The following is a 17,901-nucleotide window of genomic DNA, read 5'->3' as shown; positions in this document are numbered from 1 at the left end:
GTGGAGTTACAACCGTCCACGTCAAAGACCGTGCTGTGCGACACCTACCGAAACACCTTCGGCCACGCTATCGCTATCTCGCTGTCGAGATAGAGACCTGGCCGGACGCCGATTTCGGTCGGCAAGCGCTTCAGGACGCGATTTGGTCGGAAGCACGAACGTTCCTGGGCGATGTGTCAAGTGCGGCTGTCGATCTGCAAGTCATCGAGGCCGACTGCTGGACTGGCGGTGGGTCAGCGCTCGTTCGGGTGCGCCGGGACGCGACAGAGCAGGCCCGAGCGGCGATCGCCTGTGTGTCATCGGTCGATGGCCAGCCAGTTCGGATTGGTGTCCGTGGTATCGGTGGCACTGTCAAGGCAACCGAAACGAAATATTGTGACGGCCCGCCTGACGCGACTGGTACGGAGTCAGTTTCGTTTCGGGGTGCAACCGGACGTGCGGTTTATCGCACGGATCGGGTTGACATCGATATGAACGGGCTGTTCGTGGGCGCGACGCCCAGGGAATTGTAAATGCAAGGACAACAACAGCAAGCGTACGATCGTGGCATCACCATTTTCTCGCCGGACGGCCGACTGTATCAGGTCGAATACGCCCGGGAGGCAGTCAAACGCGGCACCGCAAGTATCGGTGTGAGAGCGGACGATGGCGTCGCGCTGATTGTTGATAAACCCCGACGCTCACCGCTGGTCGAGCAAGCCTCAGTCGAGAAGCTTCACAAAGCCGACGATCACATTGGGATCGCCAGCGCGGGCCACGTCGCGGACGCTCGGCGACTCATCGACTACGCCCGCCAAACTGCCCAGGTGAACCGGCTTCGCTACGAGGAACCCATCGGAGTCGAGACGTTGACGAAGGACGTCACGGATCACATCCAGCAGTTCACCCAAATCGGCGGTGCTCGGCCGTTCGGTGTGGCCCTGTTGGTCGGTGGTCTGGATAACGGGAGTCCCCGTCTCTACGAAACCGATCCGAGTGGCACGCCCTACGAATGGCAAGCGATCGCGATCGGCTCCGATCGGGGTGAGATACAGGCCTTCCTCGAGGAGCACTACGATCCAGCGATGGAATTAGCAGATGCAGTCGGCTTAGCCCTCGAGGCACTTGGCTCCGTGTCCGATGACGGGATTGCACCGGACGGAGTGGGGGCTGCGACCGTGGATGCCGAGTCCGAGCAGTATCTCGAACTGACCGACGACGAGATCCGTGACTACCTCGACGAAGCGGACCTCCTCCCGGACGAATCCGAGTGAGGCCGCCGCACCCGAGCCGGACCGATATCGCTTCGAAGACGTGCTACATTTTTCACCCCGCCTGCCGTAGGCCTGTCCATGATATCACTTGACGATGCCGTGACGGCCAGACTGGAATCCCACGGCGCACGATTCGAGGTCCTGGTCGACCCGGACGCCGCCCTTGCGATCAAACGAGGGGAATTCGACGGCAAACTCGAGGAGGTCATCGCTGCGCGGGACGTCTTCGAAAACGCCTCGCGGGGGGACCGTCCTGCTGAGGCGGACATCGAGGAGGTGTTTGGAACGACAGAACCACTCGAAATCATCCCAGAAGTCATCAAACGGGGCGAGATTCAGATCACGGCCGAACAGCGCCGTGAAATGCTCGAACGAAAGCGCCGGGAACTCATTGACCGCATCGCTCGCAACGCGGTCAACCCGCAGATGGATGATGCGCCCCATCCGCCGGACAGAATCGAGAACGCCCTCGAGGAAGCGGGCTTTGACGTTGACCCGATGGAACCGGTCGAAGCCCAAGTCGAGGATGCACTTGATGCTCTGCGCCCGATTATTCCGATTCGGTTCGACGAGGTGACGATGGCGGTCCAGGTCCCAGCCGATTACGCTGGCAGTGCTCAATCCCAGATCAGACAGTTCGGGGAACTCGAACGGGAAGAATGGCAAGCTGATGGCTCCTGGATCGGTGTTTTGACCTTCCCTGCTGGACTGCAAAACGAGTTCTACGACGTGGTCAACGAACATTCCAGCGGCGAGGCCGAGGTGCAGATCGTTCGAGACAAAGACGAAATTTCTCGCCGGTAACAAATCCCGTTTAACCCTTTTTGAAACCGACGAGGAAGCCGCCAGTGAATCCGGCACCCACAGAAAGGGTCGAAAGGATGGTGTTCACCCAGGATGGGGGCGTCTGCATCGATGCAGTTTCGGTTAGATCGAGGACCCCGCCTGTCAGACGGTCCCAGTCGACGGCGAGGATGCCCCGCGATTCGAGGAACTTGAAGAGTGCAAGTTCCAACCCGACGATGACCGCAATCACCTTGGCGATCTTTTTGAAGGCAAAGCCGATGATCGCCCCGATGACGGCCCCACTCCCAAACTCGAGACCGAGTTGTGTCGCGTCCAGTTCGAAAGCCATGCATAATAGATGGACTGTTCTCTTGTAAGTCTCTTGTGCCCGCCCTGCCCTTAAGTGAGAGCGTGTTGTAGGTCAGGGCAAGTGACGCGATCGAACGATCGGGCCATCATCGCAAAGCGGGTGGACCGGGGAGAGGCGGACACGACCGAGATTGGGCAACTCGCAGCCGCTGCTGGGTACGAGGTTGCTGGCGAGTGTACCCAGCGACGCAAACAGGATGCGGCCCTCCAAATGGGCGCGGGGAAAGTCGGGGAACTCAGGGACCAGGTTATCGAGACGGGAGCCCAAACGGTGATCTTCGACAATCGACTCGGCCCGTATCAGGTCTATAATCTGGGCAACGAACTTCCCGACGGTGTTGAGGTCAAAGACCGGTTCAGGCTTATCCTCGACATCTTCGGGCAGCGGGCACAGACCCGCAAAGCCCAACTTCAAGTGGAACTCGCGGAGCTCAGATACGAACTCCCACGAGCCGAAGCCAAAGCCAGTCTGGCAAAGCGCGACGAGCGGCCCGGATTCATGGGCCTGGGCGAATACGACGAGAGTCGCGAAAATGACATCAAAGCGCGGATCAGCAACATTCGGGACGAACTGGAACAGATCGAAGAGACCGAACGCGACCGCCGCCAACAACGCCGCGAATCGGGTTTTGACCTGGTGGCGTTGGCCGGCTACACGAACGCCGGCAAGTCGACCTTGATGCAGGCGCTTGCTGCGGACCTCGAAGTGGGCGAAAACGTCGAGATGCATCCGGACCTCGACCCCACTGCCGAGCGGGAGGATCGACTGTTCACGACCCTTGGGACGACGACCCGTCGGCTGGATCTCGACCGTCGTGAGGCATTGCTCACAGACACGGTCGGATTCATCAGCGACCTTCCCCACTGGCTCGTCGAATCGTTCAAATCCACCCTCGAATCAGTGTATCGAGCGGATTTGGTCCTCCTCATCGTTGATGTGAGTGAGCCTATCGAGGAGATCCGTGAGAAACTGATGACCAGCCACGATACACTCTACGAGCGCAACGAAGCACCTATCGTGACGGTGTTGAACAAGGTCGACCAGGTCGAACCCGAGGAACTGAGAGATAAACGTGAAGCGCTCTCGCCGCTCGCTCCGGAGCCGGTCGCGGTTAGCGCCATCGAAGAGACGAACATCGAACGCCTCAAAGAGCGGATCCAGCGTGAACTGCCCGAGCGTCAGCGCGAGCGGTTGGTTTTGCCCATGACCGAGGATACGATGAGCGTCGTGTCCTGGGTCCATGACAACGCCTTTGTGGAGGAGGTGGAGTACCGGGATGAGGAGGTTATCCTGGACTTCCAGGCCCGACCCGCGATCGTCGAACAGACCCGGGCCAAGGCAAGCGATCTCGCAGCGGACGCCTAATTCTCACTAGAGCGGGCGTTTCTCTTTCGAAACGACCCGGATGTCTTCGATTCTCGTGTCCGGGTACTGACCGTCGGCGTCTTTTTCGGCTGCTTTCACCATATCCCAGATTACGTTCAATCCAGTTGTTGTACCCTGAAGGGCTTCCATCTCACACCCGGTTTTCCCGGTCGTTTCGACGGCGACTTCCAGCGTGATCGTTGGCTGCGCCATCTCGAAGTCTGTCTCAACGTTCGTGATCGGAATCTGATGGCACATTGGGATCGTTTCCCAGGTATGTTTGACCGCCTGGATCGCACCGACTCGGGCGGTGGCCAGCACGTTCCCTTTGCCGACGTCGTCGGCCCGAATCGCGTCGATTGTCGAGGGTTGGAGGTGAATCGTTCCCGCTGCGACCGCTCGGCGGGCTGTGTTCGGCTTGTCACCCACATCGACCATCTGTGCATCGCCTTCCGCGGTGGTGTGTGTCAGATCGTTTTCGTCTTTGCTCATGGTCGTTCACCTCCGAGTGCCGCTGGAAGCGTGTCGAGGAGATCCGATGCGAGGAGTCCACCATTCCGGCTCTCGGCCGCCAAGTCACCGGCTGTTCCGGTTAGGTAGGCTCCGAGCGCTGCGGCATGGAGTGGATCAAGGGTCGCGAACATGGCCCCCGTGACACCCGCAAGGACATCTCCTGTTCCGCCGACTGTCATTCCTGGGTTCCCGGTTCGGTTGATCCGCGTCCGTTTGCCGTCCGCGATCACGTCATCCGGTCCTTTGAGAAGGATCGTTTGTCCGAGTTCGGCTGCCAGGGCTGATGCCTCGGCGGCCCACCCCTCCCGATCTGTCTTCGCAGTCCCACCAAGATCCTGGAACTCGCCGCGATGGGGGGTGCAGATGCAAGACGCCTCGATTTCGGCAGTTCTGACGGCCTCCAGGGCATCGGCGTCAAGGACGACACGGCCGGTGTACGTTTCCAGAACTGCAGCGACCGTGGATCGAGTGTCGGGATCGGATCCGAGGCCCGGCCCAAGCACGAGAACGTCCTGGTCAGTTGCGGTTTCCTGAATCGTCGTGAGATGGTCCGGTGCAACTGTTTCACCTGGGAGCGAGTCGACGATCAGGTCCTCGCTATAGCTCTGTATCTGGTCGGCGACTGGGTCCGGTGCCAAAACCGTCGCCAAGTCCGCCCCTGCACGAAGGGCCGATTGAGCGGCCAGTGCCGGTGCCCCGGTGTACGGACCGCCACCGACGACGAGAACACGTCCGAAATCACCTTTATGCGCAGCAACCGGTCGGTGCAACCGCCGAAGATCGCCTGGACCGACGAAGCGCTCGGCGGCTGCCGGAATACCGATGTCCGCTACCGTAACACCGCCGTGGTTTTTCAATCCCGGTTTCAGATCGTGAAAAGTCACGACACGATCGGCATCGACTGCAACTCCAGGGGTTGCTCCCGTGTCGACGTTCATGCCGGACGGGACGTCGACAGCGACGACCGGGCAACCGGATTCGTTGATCGCTTTGATCGCTGTTTGCTCCGGTTCCCGTGGCGCACCGGCGACGCCGGTTCCGAGTACGCCGTCGATGAGGACATCCGGATTATCGAGGCGAAACGTGGTCGAATCCCGGACAACTTCGGTCTCGATTTCGGCCGCCTGAAGTGCCTCCCACTTTTCTCGGGTCACATCGCTTCTGATGCGGTCCGAATGACCCAGTAATGTCACTTGTGGGTCGAGATCTGCAAGAAAGCGGGCGGCTACGAGGGCATCGCCGCCATTGTTCCCGCGACCGGCGACGACTGCAACGGAGTCTGCATCCGGGGCCTGTTTGCGAACGGTTCGCGCGACCGCGTTTCCAGCAGATTCCATCAGGTTCGTCTCTCGGACGCCGAGTGCCACGGCGTTCCGATCGAGGATCGCCATCTCGCTGCTCTCGATCATGACTCGGGATAGGTGGCCGATCCCCTAAAGGAAGTGGTCTCCCAGGATCAGGTATTCGATTCGTCTGTGCGGAGATGCGTGAACAGGTAGGTCTGTGTGTAGCCGGGTCGCGGGCCGAGTCGTTCGCGGATCGCCCGTGAGGTGGCTTCATAGGAGCCCTGCTCGGCTTCAGGGAAGTGGGTCTCTATTGCGGATTGGATCCAGGTGTCGAGTGGAACCGGTTCCTCGAAGTTCATGCCGAAGAGGAGCACACAATCGGCCACTTTCGGTCCAACGCCAACGAACTCTGTCAACTCCTCTCTGGCGGTTTCGTATGGGTGGGAACCAACGGTTTCGAGAGAAACGACATCGTCTCGAAGCAACACAGCGGTTCGTTTGACATAGGGGGCGCGATAGCCAAGGCCGAGGTCCCGCAACTCGGCTTCACTCAGGGTTGCCAACCGTTCAGGGTCCGGAAACGCGGAGACGTCCCCGTCCTGCCACTGAATTCGGTCGCCGTACGTCTCCCGGAGCGCGGTCACCAAATCATGAATTCGGTCGATCCGCATTTGTGCAGAAAGGATGAACGAGAACAGGGTTGGCACGACGGGTTCGGTCACCACTCGTAACCCGTCGAAGCGGTCGATTGCCGCCTGGACGACGGGGTCATTGGGAAATCCGGACCGAATGTCGGGGAGGTCCGTATCGAGATCCAGTCGGTGGCGGAGGGAATCGGTCGGATCAGTATTCGACCGCCAATCGAGTCCACCGTCCCGTGCTTTGACTTCGATCACGTTGGTTTTCTCGACTGTCCTGAACCACTGCCCTGTTTCGGGGGTTTCAGTCCGTTCCCAGAGAAACGTCTGGCCACTTTCGAGGGTCGTCTGGAGGTCGAACGAGCCCGGGATAGATTCGGCCGGAATGTGCCCCGTTTCCATCGTGAGAAATTCGGAGGCCTGCGGGGATAACCTGTCTGATTGGGGCTAATCTATTTTTACATTGGGCGTCAAACACAACCATACCCATGGATTGTAGGGTCGTTGTCGAGGCAGCGGTTCCGGTCTACGACGTGGAATCGCCAAACGAGGCCGTTCGCATCGCCATCTCGAAGACGGGCGAGATGTTGAATCCAGATCTCAACTACGTCGAAATCGAAATGGGAAGTCGGAGTTGTCCGCACTGCGGGGACGAACTTGACCCGGCATTCATCGCCGCGGACGAGAGTCTCGTGGCTCTTGAACTCGAGATGACGGTTTTCAACGTCGAACGGGAAGAACACGCGTCCCGCATCGCTCGCAAGGAAATCGGCCAACGGCTGGAAAACATCCCCCTTGAGGTCCTCGAGGTCGAGGTGCTGGAAGACGATGACGAGGAGGAGACAGCCGAATCGGGGGAGAATGAATCGGAGTCCGAAAAAGAAGAATCCGAGACCGAGGAAACGTCGGGTGAGGAGGACTCGGAGGACGTTCTGCCGGAGTTCGAGGACTTGATCGACGAGTAAGGTTTCGCCCGAAACGTTCGATGAACCTGGGGTTGCTCGTCTGAAGGAGCCGCGGCGCTACTCACTCTGTACGTCCATCGCGGATCCACACTGAACCTTAGTCGGCCTGGGCCGGAACCGTCTCAGTACTCTCGGCTGCGTCCATTGTCCCTGTGATGCCTTTTGCCAGTGCAAAAACAGCCGCCTTGTGATCAGTTTTGGACTTGTGGATCGATGTCGGTCGTACACCTTTGGAATCGTACTTCTCGAGTTGGAGTTCTCGCGAGGAAACACGCTCGTAATAGTTTCCGACCTCGGCGAGGAGACCATGCAGGTGGATGAGCTCCTGTTTTTTCATGTGTAAACAACTGTAACCACTACATCGTTATAGTATTACTCTGAGGGGAGTTACCAAGGCTGCTACCCCGCGGATTCTCCAACCTGGCCGTCTGAAAGGCTTTTAGGGTACCGCCTGCTGGTATCGATATGGACTACGAGGAGCAACTCGAGCGGGCCCTCGAGGAGAAACCCGACATTGCGGAAAAAGAGAGTCGCTTCGAGGTTCCCGATCCGGACCTCCGTACGGAGGGGAACGTCACGATCTTAGAGAACTTCCAGGACTTGTTGGGCGCGGTTGACCGCGGAACGGATCACGTACTCAAGTTCTTGCAGGACGAGTTCGGAACGAGCGCCCAGATCGACGACAGAGACCGTGCTCGATTGACGGGCCAGTTCAACAAGTCCCGTGTGGCAGCCGCTATCGACGAGTACGTGGAGGCCTATGTTATCTGTCCGGAGTGTGGCCTCCCCGACACAAATTTGACCCGAGAACAGGGCGCCGAACTGCTCGAATGTGACGCCTGTGGCGCCCGCTCCTCGGTCTAATCCAGTCGAACCGCTCAGGAGAGTTTCTTGAGGTTTTCGAGGTCGCGGTCGGTCCGCATGAATTCGGCCACACGTCTTGTGGCATGACAGTTCGGACAGCTATAGTTCTGCTCCGGTGACGGGAGATCACTCGGCGTCGCTTCCCATGCCTTTCGGCATTCCGGACAGACTAATTGGACGTAGGCCTCGTGTGGCATGCGTTCGCACAGTCGAGGGCCTTGGGGAAAAAGTTGCTGCCCTAGATTCGGCCGACTTCTTCGACAGCCACCGATTCGACACCCTCCACCGAGCGGAACGCCTCCTCGACGGCTTCGGTCCCGCCTGCGTCGTCAGGGACGATAACCGTTGGATAGAGCGCGACAAGGCCGAATGCCACTTCCTCTTGGTCGACATCGTTGATTTTTGCCCCCTCAGGGAGTGAGTTCCCGAGGCGTTCTTCGAGCACATCCAGGTCGAGTTCAGGGCTTTCAGGCATCACTTTGATGACTGCAGCGACCTTGCCCATTTTATGGCCCCCGGAACCCACACTCAGGACACTCATAGAGGTTGCTCTGCTTCCGACAGGTGGCACACCGATAGATCTGGTGGCCACATTCCGGACAGGTGAAGGCCGCGGCGTTGGTCCCGGAGATGTTGATCCCACAGGAGACACATCGTCGGGCCCGGTCTGTCTGACTCATCTATCTGTTCATACCCGTCCGATGCGGTTTAACGGTTGTCTTTCGCCGATATCCGACCGCCCCACTTAACCCGACTGGCCCGGAAGCCCCGTGTATGACTGATCGGGGCTGGTTTCAGGGACTCGATGGGCGCGATCTCGATTCCGCCATTGGGGCTGTTCGGGAGGGAGGGGCCGAGGACCCACGAGCGTGGCCCGCACTGGCTGTCGAAACGGGGTTTGCGGAGAGCCAGGATGACTATTACTCGTTTCTTCACGATGTGACACAGGCGGCGGCAAAAGCGGCTGTCCGTCGGCGCGAACAGGCGACTGACCAACAACTCATCCATGCGATACGGGCGATGGATGACCTCACAGAGACGGCAAACGAACTCGCAGAACGGGCCGCGGAGTGGGCCGGGAGCCAGTTCGGGGAATCCGACGAGGGACTCGAGTACGTCCTGGAAGTTGCCGAGCGGGAGCCTGAGACTCCTCTCGAGGCCGAAATCGTCGACTTCGCGGGGACGGTTCGGGACATCCAGTCTCGTCGGGACCGGTTGCAGACGTTTATCCAAGAACACGCTCCTGTCGTCGCTCCCAACCTCACAATGCTCGCCGACCCGTTGCTCGCAGCACGACTCATCGCGCTGGCTGGGGGCCTTGATTCGCTCGCGAAGAAACCGAGCGGAACGATTCAGGTATTGGGAGCCGAAGACGCGTTGTTCGCTCATCTCGAAGGCCATGCGCCCTCGCCCAAACATGGTATTATCTTCACTCACGAGTACGTGCGCGGAACCCGGCCGGAACAGCGGGGCTCCGCGGCCAGAGCGCTGGCCGGTAAACTCACCATCGCCGCCCGCATCGATCACTACCGAGGCGAGGGTCATTCGCCACTTCAGGCCGAACTCGATGACCGCATGGAAGCGATTCGGGCCGGAGGTGAGGACCAATGAGTTTGCCTGCGGGCGTCGAACGGCGACAGTTTGGCGATGAATCGGCATTAGCCACGCGGGGCGATCCGGTCTACGGCGAACCGACGACCGATGGGTGGCGACAGTGGGACCCACACCGGTCAAAACTCGGGGCGATGCTTGAACTGGGCCTTGAAACGGGACTGGAAGGCGGTGACGGGGTTCTCTACCTTGGGGCGGCATCGGGCACGACAGTGAGCCACGTTGCTGACATGGCTGGACCGACCTACGCGGTGGAGTTCGCCCCCCGCCCACTCAGAGATCTGCTGTCCGTCGTGGAATCTCGACCTAACCTGTTTCCGTTGCTTGCAGATGCGCGACAGCCCGCAACGTACGCCCACGTGGTCGAACACGGACTCGATGTCCTGATCCAAGACGTCGCGACGACAGGCCAAGCCCGAGTTGCGAACGGGAATGCGCAGTTCCTCGCAGGAGATGGAACACTTGTTCTCGCTATCAAAGCCCGCAGTGAAGACGTCACCCAAGATCCTGATGCAGTGTTCGAGGATTCGATCGCAACACTCGAATCCACGTACGAGATTTTGGATACCACGCATCTCGAACCGTTCCACGATGATCATTTGGCGGTGATTGCGACACCTGCGTAAGGAAAACCCAGGTCCACTGCCGTTCGACGCACCGAAAAGATGGCCGACTTCAAGAACTATTTACGTCGACCACCCATCGATTCGACCGATGCCGGACTGGTCTGGAACCGTCTTCGACGAGTTGGGGACGGTTGGGGTCGAAGAAGAGTATTTCGTGGTGGACAGCGACGGCGTTCCGACTGCAGGTTCCGACCAGTTAGTCTACGAAAACGACGCGCCGGAGCCGATTACTGGTGATGTGGATCACGAACTGTTCAAGTTCGTCATCGAAACCAGAACCAAAAAACTCGACTCGCCAGCACAAGCCCCGGAAGCGGTCAGGACGATCCGAAAGACACTCCAGGAATACGCTGCCGAACACGGGTTTCAGATCGCGGCGGCCGGGATTCATCCTGCAGCGGACTGGCGGTTGCAGGAACACGCCGAGAAGCCACGATATCGCTCGCAACTCGATCGGATCCAGTATCCACAACATCGGAATACGACTGCTGGACTCCACGTCCATGTGGGAGTTGATGACCCGGACAAGGCAGTCTGGATCAGCGACGAGATCCGTCGATACCTTCCACTCATACTTGCCCTTTCTGCGAACTCCCCGTTCTGGAATGGCTTTGACACTGGGCTCAGCTCGGCACGGGCCAAGATTTTTGAGAATTTACCCAACACGGGGATGCCCACGGCCTTTGAGACCTACGAAGCATACCGGGATTTCGAACAACAAATGCTCAAGACGGGTTCCATCAAGGATTCGGGAGAACTCTGGTACGACGTCCGACCGCATACTGGAATCGGAACGGTCGAGGTCAGAATTCCGGATTCCCAGGACCGTGTGGGCCACGTCGACGCGCTCGTCGAATATGTCCACGCGTTAGTTCTGGATCTGGCAGCCCGGTATGAAGACGGTGCGGCCCAGACTGACCTCCGCCGGGAACTCCTCGACGAAAACAAGTGGCGCGCGACCCGATATGGACAGACAGCGGACTTGATTCAACCGGATGGATCGACACCGTCGGTCGGTGAAATCGTGGACGGGGAAGCCGACCGCCTCGGGGTGACAGGTCTCAAAGACATGTACGACGCGGAAAGCGGGGCGGAGCGCCAGCGTCGCATCCTCGAGGAATCAGGGGCTGCTGCGCTGCGGGAAGCACTCCTCATCGAGCCGAGGATTTAACCGCACTCGCCACTTTTGTCCTCGTAGAGACAACATGAACGAAGAAGACACGGCCGACGACATCGACGAATCGACCGAGACAGCGGACGTGGAGAGAACGGCGACAGACGTGGAAGGTGAGTCGATCGACGTCGAGACGGAACATACTGACGAGACGGCCGAAGAGACGGAGGAGACACCGGAGGGTCGGGGTGCACGGGATCGGCTCGAAGCTGGGGCGGATCGAGCCGTCGACGAAATCGATAGCCGCGTCATCGACATCCTGTCCTGGGTCCTGGATACTGAAACCCGGGGTCGTATCTATGTTTATCTCCGACAAGACCCCTGGAGTACGAGCGAGGAGGTGGCCGAAGGGACTGGACTCTATCCAAGTACCGTCCGGGAAGCGTTGGCAGAGCTGGCCGAGGAAGAAATCGTCGAACGTCGGAAACGGGAGAGCGAAGGGGCTGGGAACAACCCGTACGAGTATTGCTCGATCGCGCCGAGTGATTTGGTCGGAAGTGTCGTCGGGCGCGTCCAGTCGGAACTCAATACGATCTTCACGATGGACCAGCGCCGCTCGGAGGACACAGAACCGGAGGCAGAACCGGTACAGATCGAAGTCCAGGAAGAGCCAGCGGAGAGCGAAGAGTAACCGCCCCGGACGTCCGCGGAGAGTGGCAAACCCAACCTCTAAACGCACGGGAACCATCCCGCGGAGCATGGACGTGGCACTGGGGGGGACATTCGATCCCATCCACGATGGACATCGACGACTGTTTCGCCGTGGCTTCGAGATTGGCGATCTGACGGTGGGATTGACAAGCGACGGCCTGGCCCCCGAGACGCGTCACGAACCCCGATACATCCGGCCGTTCGAGGAGCGAAAAGCCGATTTGGGGGATGAACTCGCCGAGCAGGCAGCGGACTACGACCGTGAATGTGAGGTTCGAAAACTCGACAAACCGACGGGTATTGCTGTCGAACCGCAATACGAAGCCCTCATTGTCACGCCCGAAACGCAGGCAGGCGGGGAACGGATCAACGAGATCCGCCGTGATCGGGACCTTGAGCCCCTTCGGATCGTCGTTGTGGACAGAGTTTTGGCTGAAGACGGGGATATTATATCGAGCACTCGGATCGTCAAGGGCGAGATCGACGAACACGGGAATCTGACACCGGACCGTACGGGCCGGGAAAACGGTGCGTCCGCACGTCGCTAACTCACCACGACGGGGTTTCGAAACCGGCTTCCTCGAGTAATTCGCGCCAGCGAGCCTGAATCGTCAGTCGTGAGACATCAGCGGCCTCGGCAACTGCTACTTGCGACCGCTGGTCGCCGGCGATGAGTGAGCCAGCATAGATACTTGCCGCGAGGAGCGCGTCTTTGGAACGGTCTGCGGTCGGACGTTCTGAGAGAAACAGTTCCTGGGCGACCGAGCGGGCCTCACCGCTCAGCTCGAGGCGCTCGGCAACACGATCAAGCGCCGCGAGTGTCTCGGCTTCGGCTCGTTCGGCCCCAGCCCGATACATAGCCGACAGTTTTTCGCGAACATGGTTAACGGTTTGCCCGCCGTTGCTTCTCGTGAGTCTTATTGGGACGCCCGAGAAAGAAAGACTAGAGCGCGGGTAGCCAAGTGGTCAACGGCGCAGCGCTTAGGACGCTGTCCCATAGGGGTCCGCAGGTTCGAATCCTGTCCCGCGCAGTGAGCGACCACCGGCAGCGAACGAGCAGGACAGCGATTCGAGCCCTGGAAGACGAGCGAACGACGTGAGCGAGTCTTCCTCTGGTTCGAATCCTGTCCCGCGCATAGCGAGACACGACCGAAGGGAGTGTCTCGAAAAAGACGAACGGGGAGCGGAGCGACCCGTGAGCAGTGAGGCGGGGCCGAACGAAGGGACTCGAGACGTCGAGCGGTTGACCCGCGAGTCAATTGAGCAAACGGGACCTAGTTATATCGGCACCCAGAGCGAAGGGAATCCATGGACGGGGATTCCAACCTTTCTTCAGATTTACAGGATCGACTTGCAGAGACCCGGGTGGAGGCGAATACACCTGGAACACTGTTTTTGAATGAGCAGGAAGGCTACGTCGCGGACGAAATCATCATTCACGGGCGTAACTTTCCGCCGGATCAGCAATATGATCTGACCTGGCATACCGTCGACGGCAGCTGGGGCGTCATCGAGGGCTATCGGCTCACTGGGACCCAGTATCAGCCACGGGACGTCCTCATTGGGGCCGTGCGAACGAACGGAGAGGGTCGATTCGACAAGACCTGGACGATTCCGGAGGATTACGGTGGGGGCCACGCGATCACGGCGACGGCCGAAGACGAAGCCGTGGCTCGAACCGAATTCGAGATCACACCGTGGTTTGAACTGGACCGAACGACGGCCCCGATGGGTAAATCGTTCGTGCTCCGGGGGTACGGGATTGGCCCGGACGTGACGATGTCAAACTTCCAAGTGTCATGGGATAATGGGTACCTCGGGTTCATGACCGGGGTTCAAAACCGAGGCACTGCGACCGTGCCCGTCAAGGCCGTCGGGCCACCCGGGGAGCACGTCATTCAGGTTTGGCGCAATTATCGTGGGGTCCCGTTTGTTGCAAACAACACCCAATCACCTCTTGGATCGGTCGGTGGCGAACGGGAAAACGCCTGGACAGTCACTGTGAGCGCTCCTGACTCGGTTCCGGCGACATCGTGGGTCGATGAACTCTTCGAGGAAGAACCGCTAGAGGAGCATCTCCTTGATCTCGATGAGGAGACTGTGGCTGATCTGGTGATCGCACCCCAGTGTGGGCAGGCTGGGACGCAGGCGGTTATTACCGGCCAGGACTTTCCCGCGAACACGCCGGTCGATCTCCAGTGGTATCAGCATGTGGGCGAAGGGATTCGCGGGATCAACGTCACTCCCACTGCAAGACCGGGTGTTTTGCCGTCCGTGAAGGCGGATTCGGACGGGCAGTTCCAGGTCGAAATCGAGATCCCACCCGCGGAGGGATCGACGAGGCCGATCGTCGCAGAAGTCGATGGGCAGTCAGTCGCCCAAACCGGGTTTATGATGCAGCCATCGATCGAAACCTTCGAACCAACGAGCGGTCCGGTTGGGACCGAGATCGAGATCGAACTTTCCGGTATCGGCTGGACGGCATATGAGAGTGCGCCGTACTTCGTGTACGACAACAAGCCGTTGGGCTATGCCTGCGGTGCCAGTGAGGATCTGCGAAGTCCCACCGTCAGGACCGTGCTTACGGCCAGTGGGGACCCGGGCTATCACTTCATCGACGTCTATCCCGCGATATTCGAGATGGAGGACGATGAGCCCGAATTCGAAATCCGTCCGCACTTGTCGTATCTCGACAATCACCCTGTTCGACCGCTACCCGCCTCTCATATGGTCTTTGAGGTCACCGAGTAGGATAGGCGCCATAGGTCGCCTGAATCCTCAGTGACGCGTCTCGGGAGATTTTTATCGCCGACACCGAAACGGGGGGCTATGGGTACTGACGCGATATATGACAAACATTCGGAGGTCTTCCTGTTGTGGGCCTGTCGGGAGACCGGTGTGATTCAGGCGTTGCTTGACGGCGTTACTGACGCTGAGGCGATAGTCGAACGAACAGGGATCACGGAGCGAGCCGCGTCGACAGTGCTCGACGCGCTCGCAGATTTGGGCTATACACAGGTGACCGGGGAGACCTACGAACCCACGGGGCGGCTTCGGGGCTTCGATCCAGAGACGCGGCCGCTGGAGCGCGGTATCCTTCCCCATCGCGTCGACACGTTCGAAGATTACATGCATCTCCCCGAGAAGATGCGGGGAACGTATTCCTCGACGTTCAGCGACGAGGAATTTCGCAACTATATGGGTGGCATGGCTACCGTCGGCGAGTCGACAGTTCGATCGATCGTGACGGCAGCGGAGCATGCTCATCCCAGGCCGGATCGGGTCCTCAATGTTGGAGGTGGCCCGGGACGGTTCGCCGCCGAGTTCGGCCGTCGCGGGGCCGAGGTGACGCTGGTCGATCGGGAGTCAGTGCTGAACTTTCTCGAAGATCACCATCGTGAAAAGGGACTCGACGTGGTGGTCGGCGATGCAAGAGACTCCCTCCCGACTGGATTCGATCTCGTGTTCAGCGCCAGAATGACTGTGTCGCTCACGCTGGCTGAGATCCAGGAGTACTTCGCGAATGCGTTCGACGCACTCGATCCCGGCGGTACGTTTGTCGGGGCCGAATGGGTCCGTGGACGCTCCGAAGTCGCCGACCGATTCGGCCTCCACATGTTGGCTATCTCGGACGTGGGCAACACGTATACGGAATCCGAGTATCGATCCGCGCTTGAGGAAGCCGGGTTTGTCGGCGTGGAGGTTCGGGAGGTTCCGGACTCGCGGTATCAAACTATTGTCGGTCAGGTCCCTCAATCAGGGTTGTAGTCTGGCGGTTGTTCGAGTTAGTTGAAGCCAATCCAGGAGATCCCCGACCATTTGCACCAAGAACCTTTTAGAAACGATGCTTAGTAACAGCGGGTATGGGCACGGAACTTAGCGACCAGATCGCGTTGGTGACAGGCAGTAGCCGGGGGATTGGGGCTGCAACGGCGCGGGAACTCGCATCGTCCGGGGCAGACGTCGTCATCAATTACCTCTCAAATAGGGACGCAGCCGAAAGAGTGGCCAGCGCCGTGGAAGACCGAGGAGGACGGAGCCTTGTCATTCAGGCGGATGTGACTGAACCGGCGGACGTCGACGCGATGGTTTCGGACATCGAAACGGAAATTGGGTCCGTTGACATCCTCGTCAACAACGCAAACCTCCCGTTCGCGCATAAGCCGATTGCCGACATCTCGTGGGACGAGATGGCCTCGAAGATCGATTCCGAACTGCGTGCAGCATTCACGCTGACGAAGGCGGTGCTCCCTGGAATGGTTGAACAGGAACACGGACGGCTGGTTTTCGTGTCAAGCGGCCGTTCGAAAACCCCGGATACCTCGTCGGTCGCCCACGGCGTGGCGAAGTCTGGCTTGAACGCTTTCGTCAGATATGTCGCTCAGGAATATGGGGAGCACGGCATTACAGCGAACATCGTTTCCCCGGGACTCGTCGAAACAGATGCTACGAGGGAATCAATTGACGACCAGGTTCGACAACACGTTTCTCGGTCCACGCCGCTCGGGCGCGTCGCACAACCGGAGGACGTTGCACCGACCATTGTGGCGTTTGCCGGGGACCCGGCCAAATTCGTGACCGGGACATATACACCTGTTAACGGAGGACAACGGATGGAGTGACGGGAGAGACCGAGACGCGTTAGTCGAACCGATGTCGGGGACCGTCCCAAAATCGGACGCGGGGAATTATTTATGCACTCTTCTTAGAGCCAGTCATGGACCGCACCCGTGTGCATGTGTTTGTTTCCGGGACGGTACAGGGGGTCTTCTACCGAGCTACCACCCGGGACCAGGCCCGGAAACGGGGAGTCGATGGGTGGGTAAAGAATCTGGATGACGGCCGTGTCGAGGCAGTATTCGAAGGGCCAGAGGCAGCCCTCGACTCGATGATCGAGTGGTGTCACGAAGGAAGTCCGGCCGCTTCGGTCACTGACGTCTCCGTCTCGATAGAGGAACCCATGGGCCTCGACGGGTTTGAAATCAAACGGTGAACGGCGCCTGGTTTCAGCCCCGAAAACTCAGTCTTTTCCCCTAACGTTTGGATGTTGTGTCGGTTCTTCCGGATGTGGGTTGGCGAAATACGTTTGCATAACCTCCAGGGACTCGGCTTCTCGGTCCCGTCGCTCCTCGGGCGAAATCTCCTCGCATCCCGGTGGGACGTCTCGCCCCCGTCCGGTGAAGTAGCCTTCCGGGGCGGTCCAATCGTGATAGAAATTGACGTCTGAATCCTCGACGACGGCGACACCCACAGACCCACCGTGACCAGCGACGATAATCGTTTGGTACGGTTGCATTGCGAGCCGGCCAGCAGCGTACAGTCCTTCGACACCGGTTCTCCCACGGTCGTCAGATTCGACGAAATCTTTTCCTCGCGAACGGATTTTGAGACCTTCGATGTCGCTGAGGAAATCGACCGTGTTTTTCGTCGCAGCGACGACGAACTGTGCCGTTACCGTTGAATCCTCGGCAGTTGAGGCACGAAATCCACCGGACGCTTGTTCGAGATCGACGATTCGTGCCTCCTGACGCGAACAACCCGAGCGCTTAGCCTGGTCGGCCATCATGTCCAGGAGCAGGCGACTGTTTACCCCGCCTGGGAAGCCGGGGTAGTTCTCCAAATGGCCGTTCCGTCGGAGGAGCGGTTCACCGTCGTTGACGATCACTGTGTCTAACCCGGCGCGGGCGGTGAATATTCCGGCCGTAAGCCCGGCGGGTCCGCCACCGATGATCAACACGTCGTGGTCGTGAGCCATGGCAGGAGCCACTTCGAACGCGAGGGCCTAAGAATGGGTGGGTG

At 59.3% G+C, this 17,901-nt stretch carries 25 protein-coding genes and 1 tRNA gene; 16 read left to right on the top strand and 10 right to left on the bottom strand.

The genetic code is table 11. The annotated features are described in order from the left end of the window. Nucleotides 1–35 precede the first annotated feature (35 nt). The 3 genes from V5A26_RS01315 to V5A26_RS01305 all read left to right on the top strand — a co-directional run bounded on the left by V5A26_RS01315 (nucleotide 36) and on the right by V5A26_RS01305 (nucleotide 2,057). Entirely contained in the window at nucleotides 36–512 is a 477-nt protein-coding gene (locus V5A26_RS01315) for an Rpp14/Pop5 family protein (RefSeq protein WP_332320424.1), read from the top strand. Then, entirely contained in the window at nucleotides 513–1,253 is a 741-nt protein-coding gene (gene psmA / locus V5A26_RS01310) for an archaeal proteasome endopeptidase complex subunit alpha (RefSeq protein WP_332320425.1), read from the top strand. 78 nt (nucleotides 1,254–1,331) lie between these two features. Further along, a complete protein-coding gene (locus tag V5A26_RS01305) occupies nucleotides 1,332–2,057 on the top strand; it encodes a ribosome assembly factor SBDS (RefSeq protein ID WP_332320426.1) in 726 nt (241 codons plus the stop codon). Nucleotides 2,058–2,067: 10 nt separating this feature from the next. Here the strand turns inward: V5A26_RS01305 and V5A26_RS01300 are convergent, their stop codons facing one another. Then, a complete protein-coding gene (locus tag V5A26_RS01300) occupies nucleotides 2,068–2,388 on the bottom strand; it encodes an FUN14 domain-containing protein (protein WP_332320427.1) in 321 nt (106 codons plus the stop codon). A gap of 81 nt (nucleotides 2,389–2,469) precedes the next feature. Between V5A26_RS01300 and hflX the strand changes: the two genes are divergently transcribed. After that, nucleotides 2,470–3,774: a GTPase HflX gene (gene hflX / locus V5A26_RS01295; RefSeq protein WP_332320428.1), complete on the top strand. Its 1,305-nt coding sequence runs from the start codon at nucleotides 2,470–2,472 to the stop codon at nucleotides 3,772–3,774. 6 nt (nucleotides 3,775–3,780) lie between these two features. Here hflX and moaC read toward each other — a convergent pair whose 3' ends face one another. Genes moaC through V5A26_RS01280 form a run of 3 tightly spaced genes read right to left on the bottom strand, consistent with a single transcriptional unit; the run spans nucleotide 3,781 to nucleotide 6,613 of the window. Continuing rightward, entirely contained in the window at nucleotides 3,781–4,266 is a 486-nt protein-coding gene (moaC, locus tag V5A26_RS01290; RefSeq protein WP_332320429.1) for a cyclic pyranopterin monophosphate synthase MoaC, read from the bottom strand. Next, nucleotides 4,263–5,696, bottom strand: a complete 1,434-nt coding sequence (locus tag V5A26_RS01285; protein ID WP_332320430.1) for an NAD(P)H-hydrate dehydratase — start codon at nucleotides 5,694–5,696, stop codon at nucleotides 4,263–4,265. The genes moaC and V5A26_RS01285 overlap by 4 nt, the downstream gene beginning before the upstream one ends. 47 nt (nucleotides 5,697–5,743) lie before the next feature. After that, nucleotides 5,744–6,613 carry a DNA-3-methyladenine glycosylase family protein gene (locus V5A26_RS01280; RefSeq protein ID WP_332320431.1) on the bottom strand — a complete coding sequence of 290 codons (870 nt, stop codon included), beginning with the start codon at nucleotides 6,611–6,613 and terminating at the stop codon, nucleotides 5,744–5,746. Nucleotides 6,614–6,699: 86 nt separating this feature from the next. Here V5A26_RS01280 and V5A26_RS01275 point away from each other — a divergent pair, with 86 nt between their 5' ends. Next, entirely contained in the window at nucleotides 6,700–7,176 is a 477-nt protein-coding gene (locus tag V5A26_RS01275) for a DUF555 domain-containing protein (protein WP_332320432.1), read from the top strand. Nucleotides 7,177–7,273: 97 nt separating this feature from the next. Here V5A26_RS01275 and V5A26_RS01270 read toward each other — a convergent pair whose 3' ends face one another. After that, nucleotides 7,274–7,513, bottom strand: coding sequence for a UPF0058 family protein (locus V5A26_RS01270; protein WP_332320433.1), 240 nt, complete (start codon nucleotides 7,511–7,513; stop codon nucleotides 7,274–7,276). 128 nt (nucleotides 7,514–7,641) lie between these two features. Here V5A26_RS01270 and V5A26_RS01265 point away from each other — a divergent pair, with 128 nt between their 5' ends. Next, complete coding sequence (locus V5A26_RS01265) at nucleotides 7,642–8,040, top strand: translation initiation factor IF-2 subunit beta (protein ID WP_332320434.1); 399 nt, start codon at nucleotides 7,642–7,644, stop codon at nucleotides 8,038–8,040. Between the two features lie 14 nt (nucleotides 8,041–8,054). Here V5A26_RS01265 and V5A26_RS01260 read toward each other — a convergent pair whose 3' ends face one another. Genes V5A26_RS01260 through V5A26_RS01250 form a run of 3 tightly spaced genes read right to left on the bottom strand, consistent with a single transcriptional unit; the run spans nucleotide 8,055 to nucleotide 8,720 of the window. Next, nucleotides 8,055–8,237, bottom strand: a complete 183-nt coding sequence (locus V5A26_RS01260) for a DUF7836 family putative zinc-binding protein (RefSeq protein WP_332320435.1) — start codon at nucleotides 8,235–8,237, stop codon at nucleotides 8,055–8,057. Between the two features lie 41 nt (nucleotides 8,238–8,278). Further along, a complete protein-coding gene (locus tag V5A26_RS01255; RefSeq protein WP_332320436.1) occupies nucleotides 8,279–8,545 on the bottom strand; it encodes an elongation factor 1-beta in 267 nt (88 codons plus the stop codon). 1 nt (nucleotide 8,546) lies between these two features. Beyond that, nucleotides 8,547–8,720: an HVO_2753 family zinc finger protein gene (locus tag V5A26_RS01250; RefSeq protein ID WP_332320437.1), complete on the bottom strand. Its 174-nt coding sequence runs from the start codon at nucleotides 8,718–8,720 to the stop codon at nucleotides 8,547–8,549. Between the two features lie 94 nt (nucleotides 8,721–8,814). Here V5A26_RS01250 and V5A26_RS01245 point away from each other — a divergent pair, with 94 nt between their 5' ends. The 5 genes from V5A26_RS01245 (at nucleotide 8,815) to V5A26_RS01225 (ending at nucleotide 12,650) form a co-directional block, all read left to right on the top strand. After that, the gene (locus V5A26_RS01245) at nucleotides 8,815–9,651 is read left to right on the top strand and encodes an NOP5/NOP56 family protein (protein ID WP_332320438.1); all 837 of its coding nucleotides are present in this window, start codon (nucleotides 8,815–8,817) and stop codon (nucleotides 9,649–9,651) included. Continuing rightward, nucleotides 9,648–10,277, top strand: coding sequence for a fibrillarin-like rRNA/tRNA 2'-O-methyltransferase (locus V5A26_RS01240; protein ID WP_332320439.1), 630 nt, complete (start codon nucleotides 9,648–9,650; stop codon nucleotides 10,275–10,277). Before V5A26_RS01245 ends, V5A26_RS01240 begins: the two co-directional genes overlap by 4 nt. An 88-nt stretch (nucleotides 10,278–10,365) precedes the next feature. Beyond that, on the top strand, nucleotides 10,366–11,448 hold the full coding sequence (locus tag V5A26_RS01235) for a glutamate--cysteine ligase (protein ID WP_332320440.1): 1,083 nt from the start codon (nucleotides 10,366–10,368) through the stop codon (nucleotides 11,446–11,448). A 34-nt stretch (nucleotides 11,449–11,482) separates the two neighbouring features. Continuing rightward, nucleotides 11,483–12,082 carry a winged helix-turn-helix transcriptional regulator gene (locus tag V5A26_RS01230; RefSeq protein ID WP_332320441.1) on the top strand — a complete coding sequence of 200 codons (600 nt, stop codon included), beginning with the start codon at nucleotides 11,483–11,485 and terminating at the stop codon, nucleotides 12,080–12,082. A gap of 67 nt (nucleotides 12,083–12,149) precedes the next feature. Next, nucleotides 12,150–12,650, top strand: coding sequence for a phosphopantetheine adenylyltransferase (locus tag V5A26_RS01225; RefSeq protein WP_332320442.1), 501 nt, complete (start codon nucleotides 12,150–12,152; stop codon nucleotides 12,648–12,650). 1 nt (nucleotide 12,651) lies between these two features. Here V5A26_RS01225 and V5A26_RS01220 read toward each other — a convergent pair whose 3' ends face one another. Continuing rightward, nucleotides 12,652–12,960: a transcription initiation factor IIB family protein gene (locus V5A26_RS01220; protein ID WP_332320443.1), complete on the bottom strand. Its 309-nt coding sequence runs from the start codon at nucleotides 12,958–12,960 to the stop codon at nucleotides 12,652–12,654. Nucleotides 12,961–13,050: 90 nt separating this feature from the next. On the opposite strand from V5A26_RS01220, the gene V5A26_RS01215 reads away from it, so the two are divergent. The 5 genes from V5A26_RS01215 (at nucleotide 13,051) to V5A26_RS01195 (ending at nucleotide 17,095) form a co-directional block, all read left to right on the top strand. Continuing rightward, nucleotides 13,051–13,133 (top strand) — tRNA-Leu (locus V5A26_RS01215). A 277-nt stretch (nucleotides 13,134–13,410) separates the two neighbouring features. Continuing rightward, entirely contained in the window at nucleotides 13,411–14,853 is a 1,443-nt protein-coding gene (locus tag V5A26_RS01210; RefSeq protein ID WP_332320444.1) for a hypothetical protein, read from the top strand. Nucleotides 14,854–14,931: 78 nt separating this feature from the next. After that, a complete protein-coding gene (locus V5A26_RS01205; RefSeq protein ID WP_332320445.1) occupies nucleotides 14,932–15,870 on the top strand; it encodes a methyltransferase domain-containing protein in 939 nt (312 codons plus the stop codon). A gap of 95 nt (nucleotides 15,871–15,965) precedes the next feature. Next, on the top strand, nucleotides 15,966–16,724 hold the full coding sequence (locus V5A26_RS01200; protein WP_332320446.1) for an SDR family NAD(P)-dependent oxidoreductase: 759 nt from the start codon (nucleotides 15,966–15,968) through the stop codon (nucleotides 16,722–16,724). Nucleotides 16,725–16,819: 95 nt separating this feature from the next. Then, the gene (locus V5A26_RS01195) at nucleotides 16,820–17,095 is read left to right on the top strand and encodes an acylphosphatase (protein ID WP_332320447.1); all 276 of its coding nucleotides are present in this window, start codon (nucleotides 16,820–16,822) and stop codon (nucleotides 17,093–17,095) included. A gap of 27 nt (nucleotides 17,096–17,122) precedes the next feature. On the opposite strand, the gene V5A26_RS01190 is transcribed toward V5A26_RS01195, so the two are convergent. Beyond that, complete coding sequence (locus tag V5A26_RS01190; protein WP_332320448.1) at nucleotides 17,123–17,857, bottom strand: NAD(P)/FAD-dependent oxidoreductase; 735 nt, start codon at nucleotides 17,855–17,857, stop codon at nucleotides 17,123–17,125. Between the last annotated feature and the right edge of the window lie 44 nt (nucleotides 17,858–17,901).

Origin of the sequence: Halodesulfurarchaeum sp. (assembly GCF_036626455.1) — an archaeon.
Lineage (GTDB): Archaea > Halobacteriota > Halobacteria > Halobacteriales > Halobacteriaceae > Halodesulfurarchaeum.
Note: the sequence above shows the minus strand (reverse complement) of the source record. Positions and strands in the feature narration are given on the sequence as shown.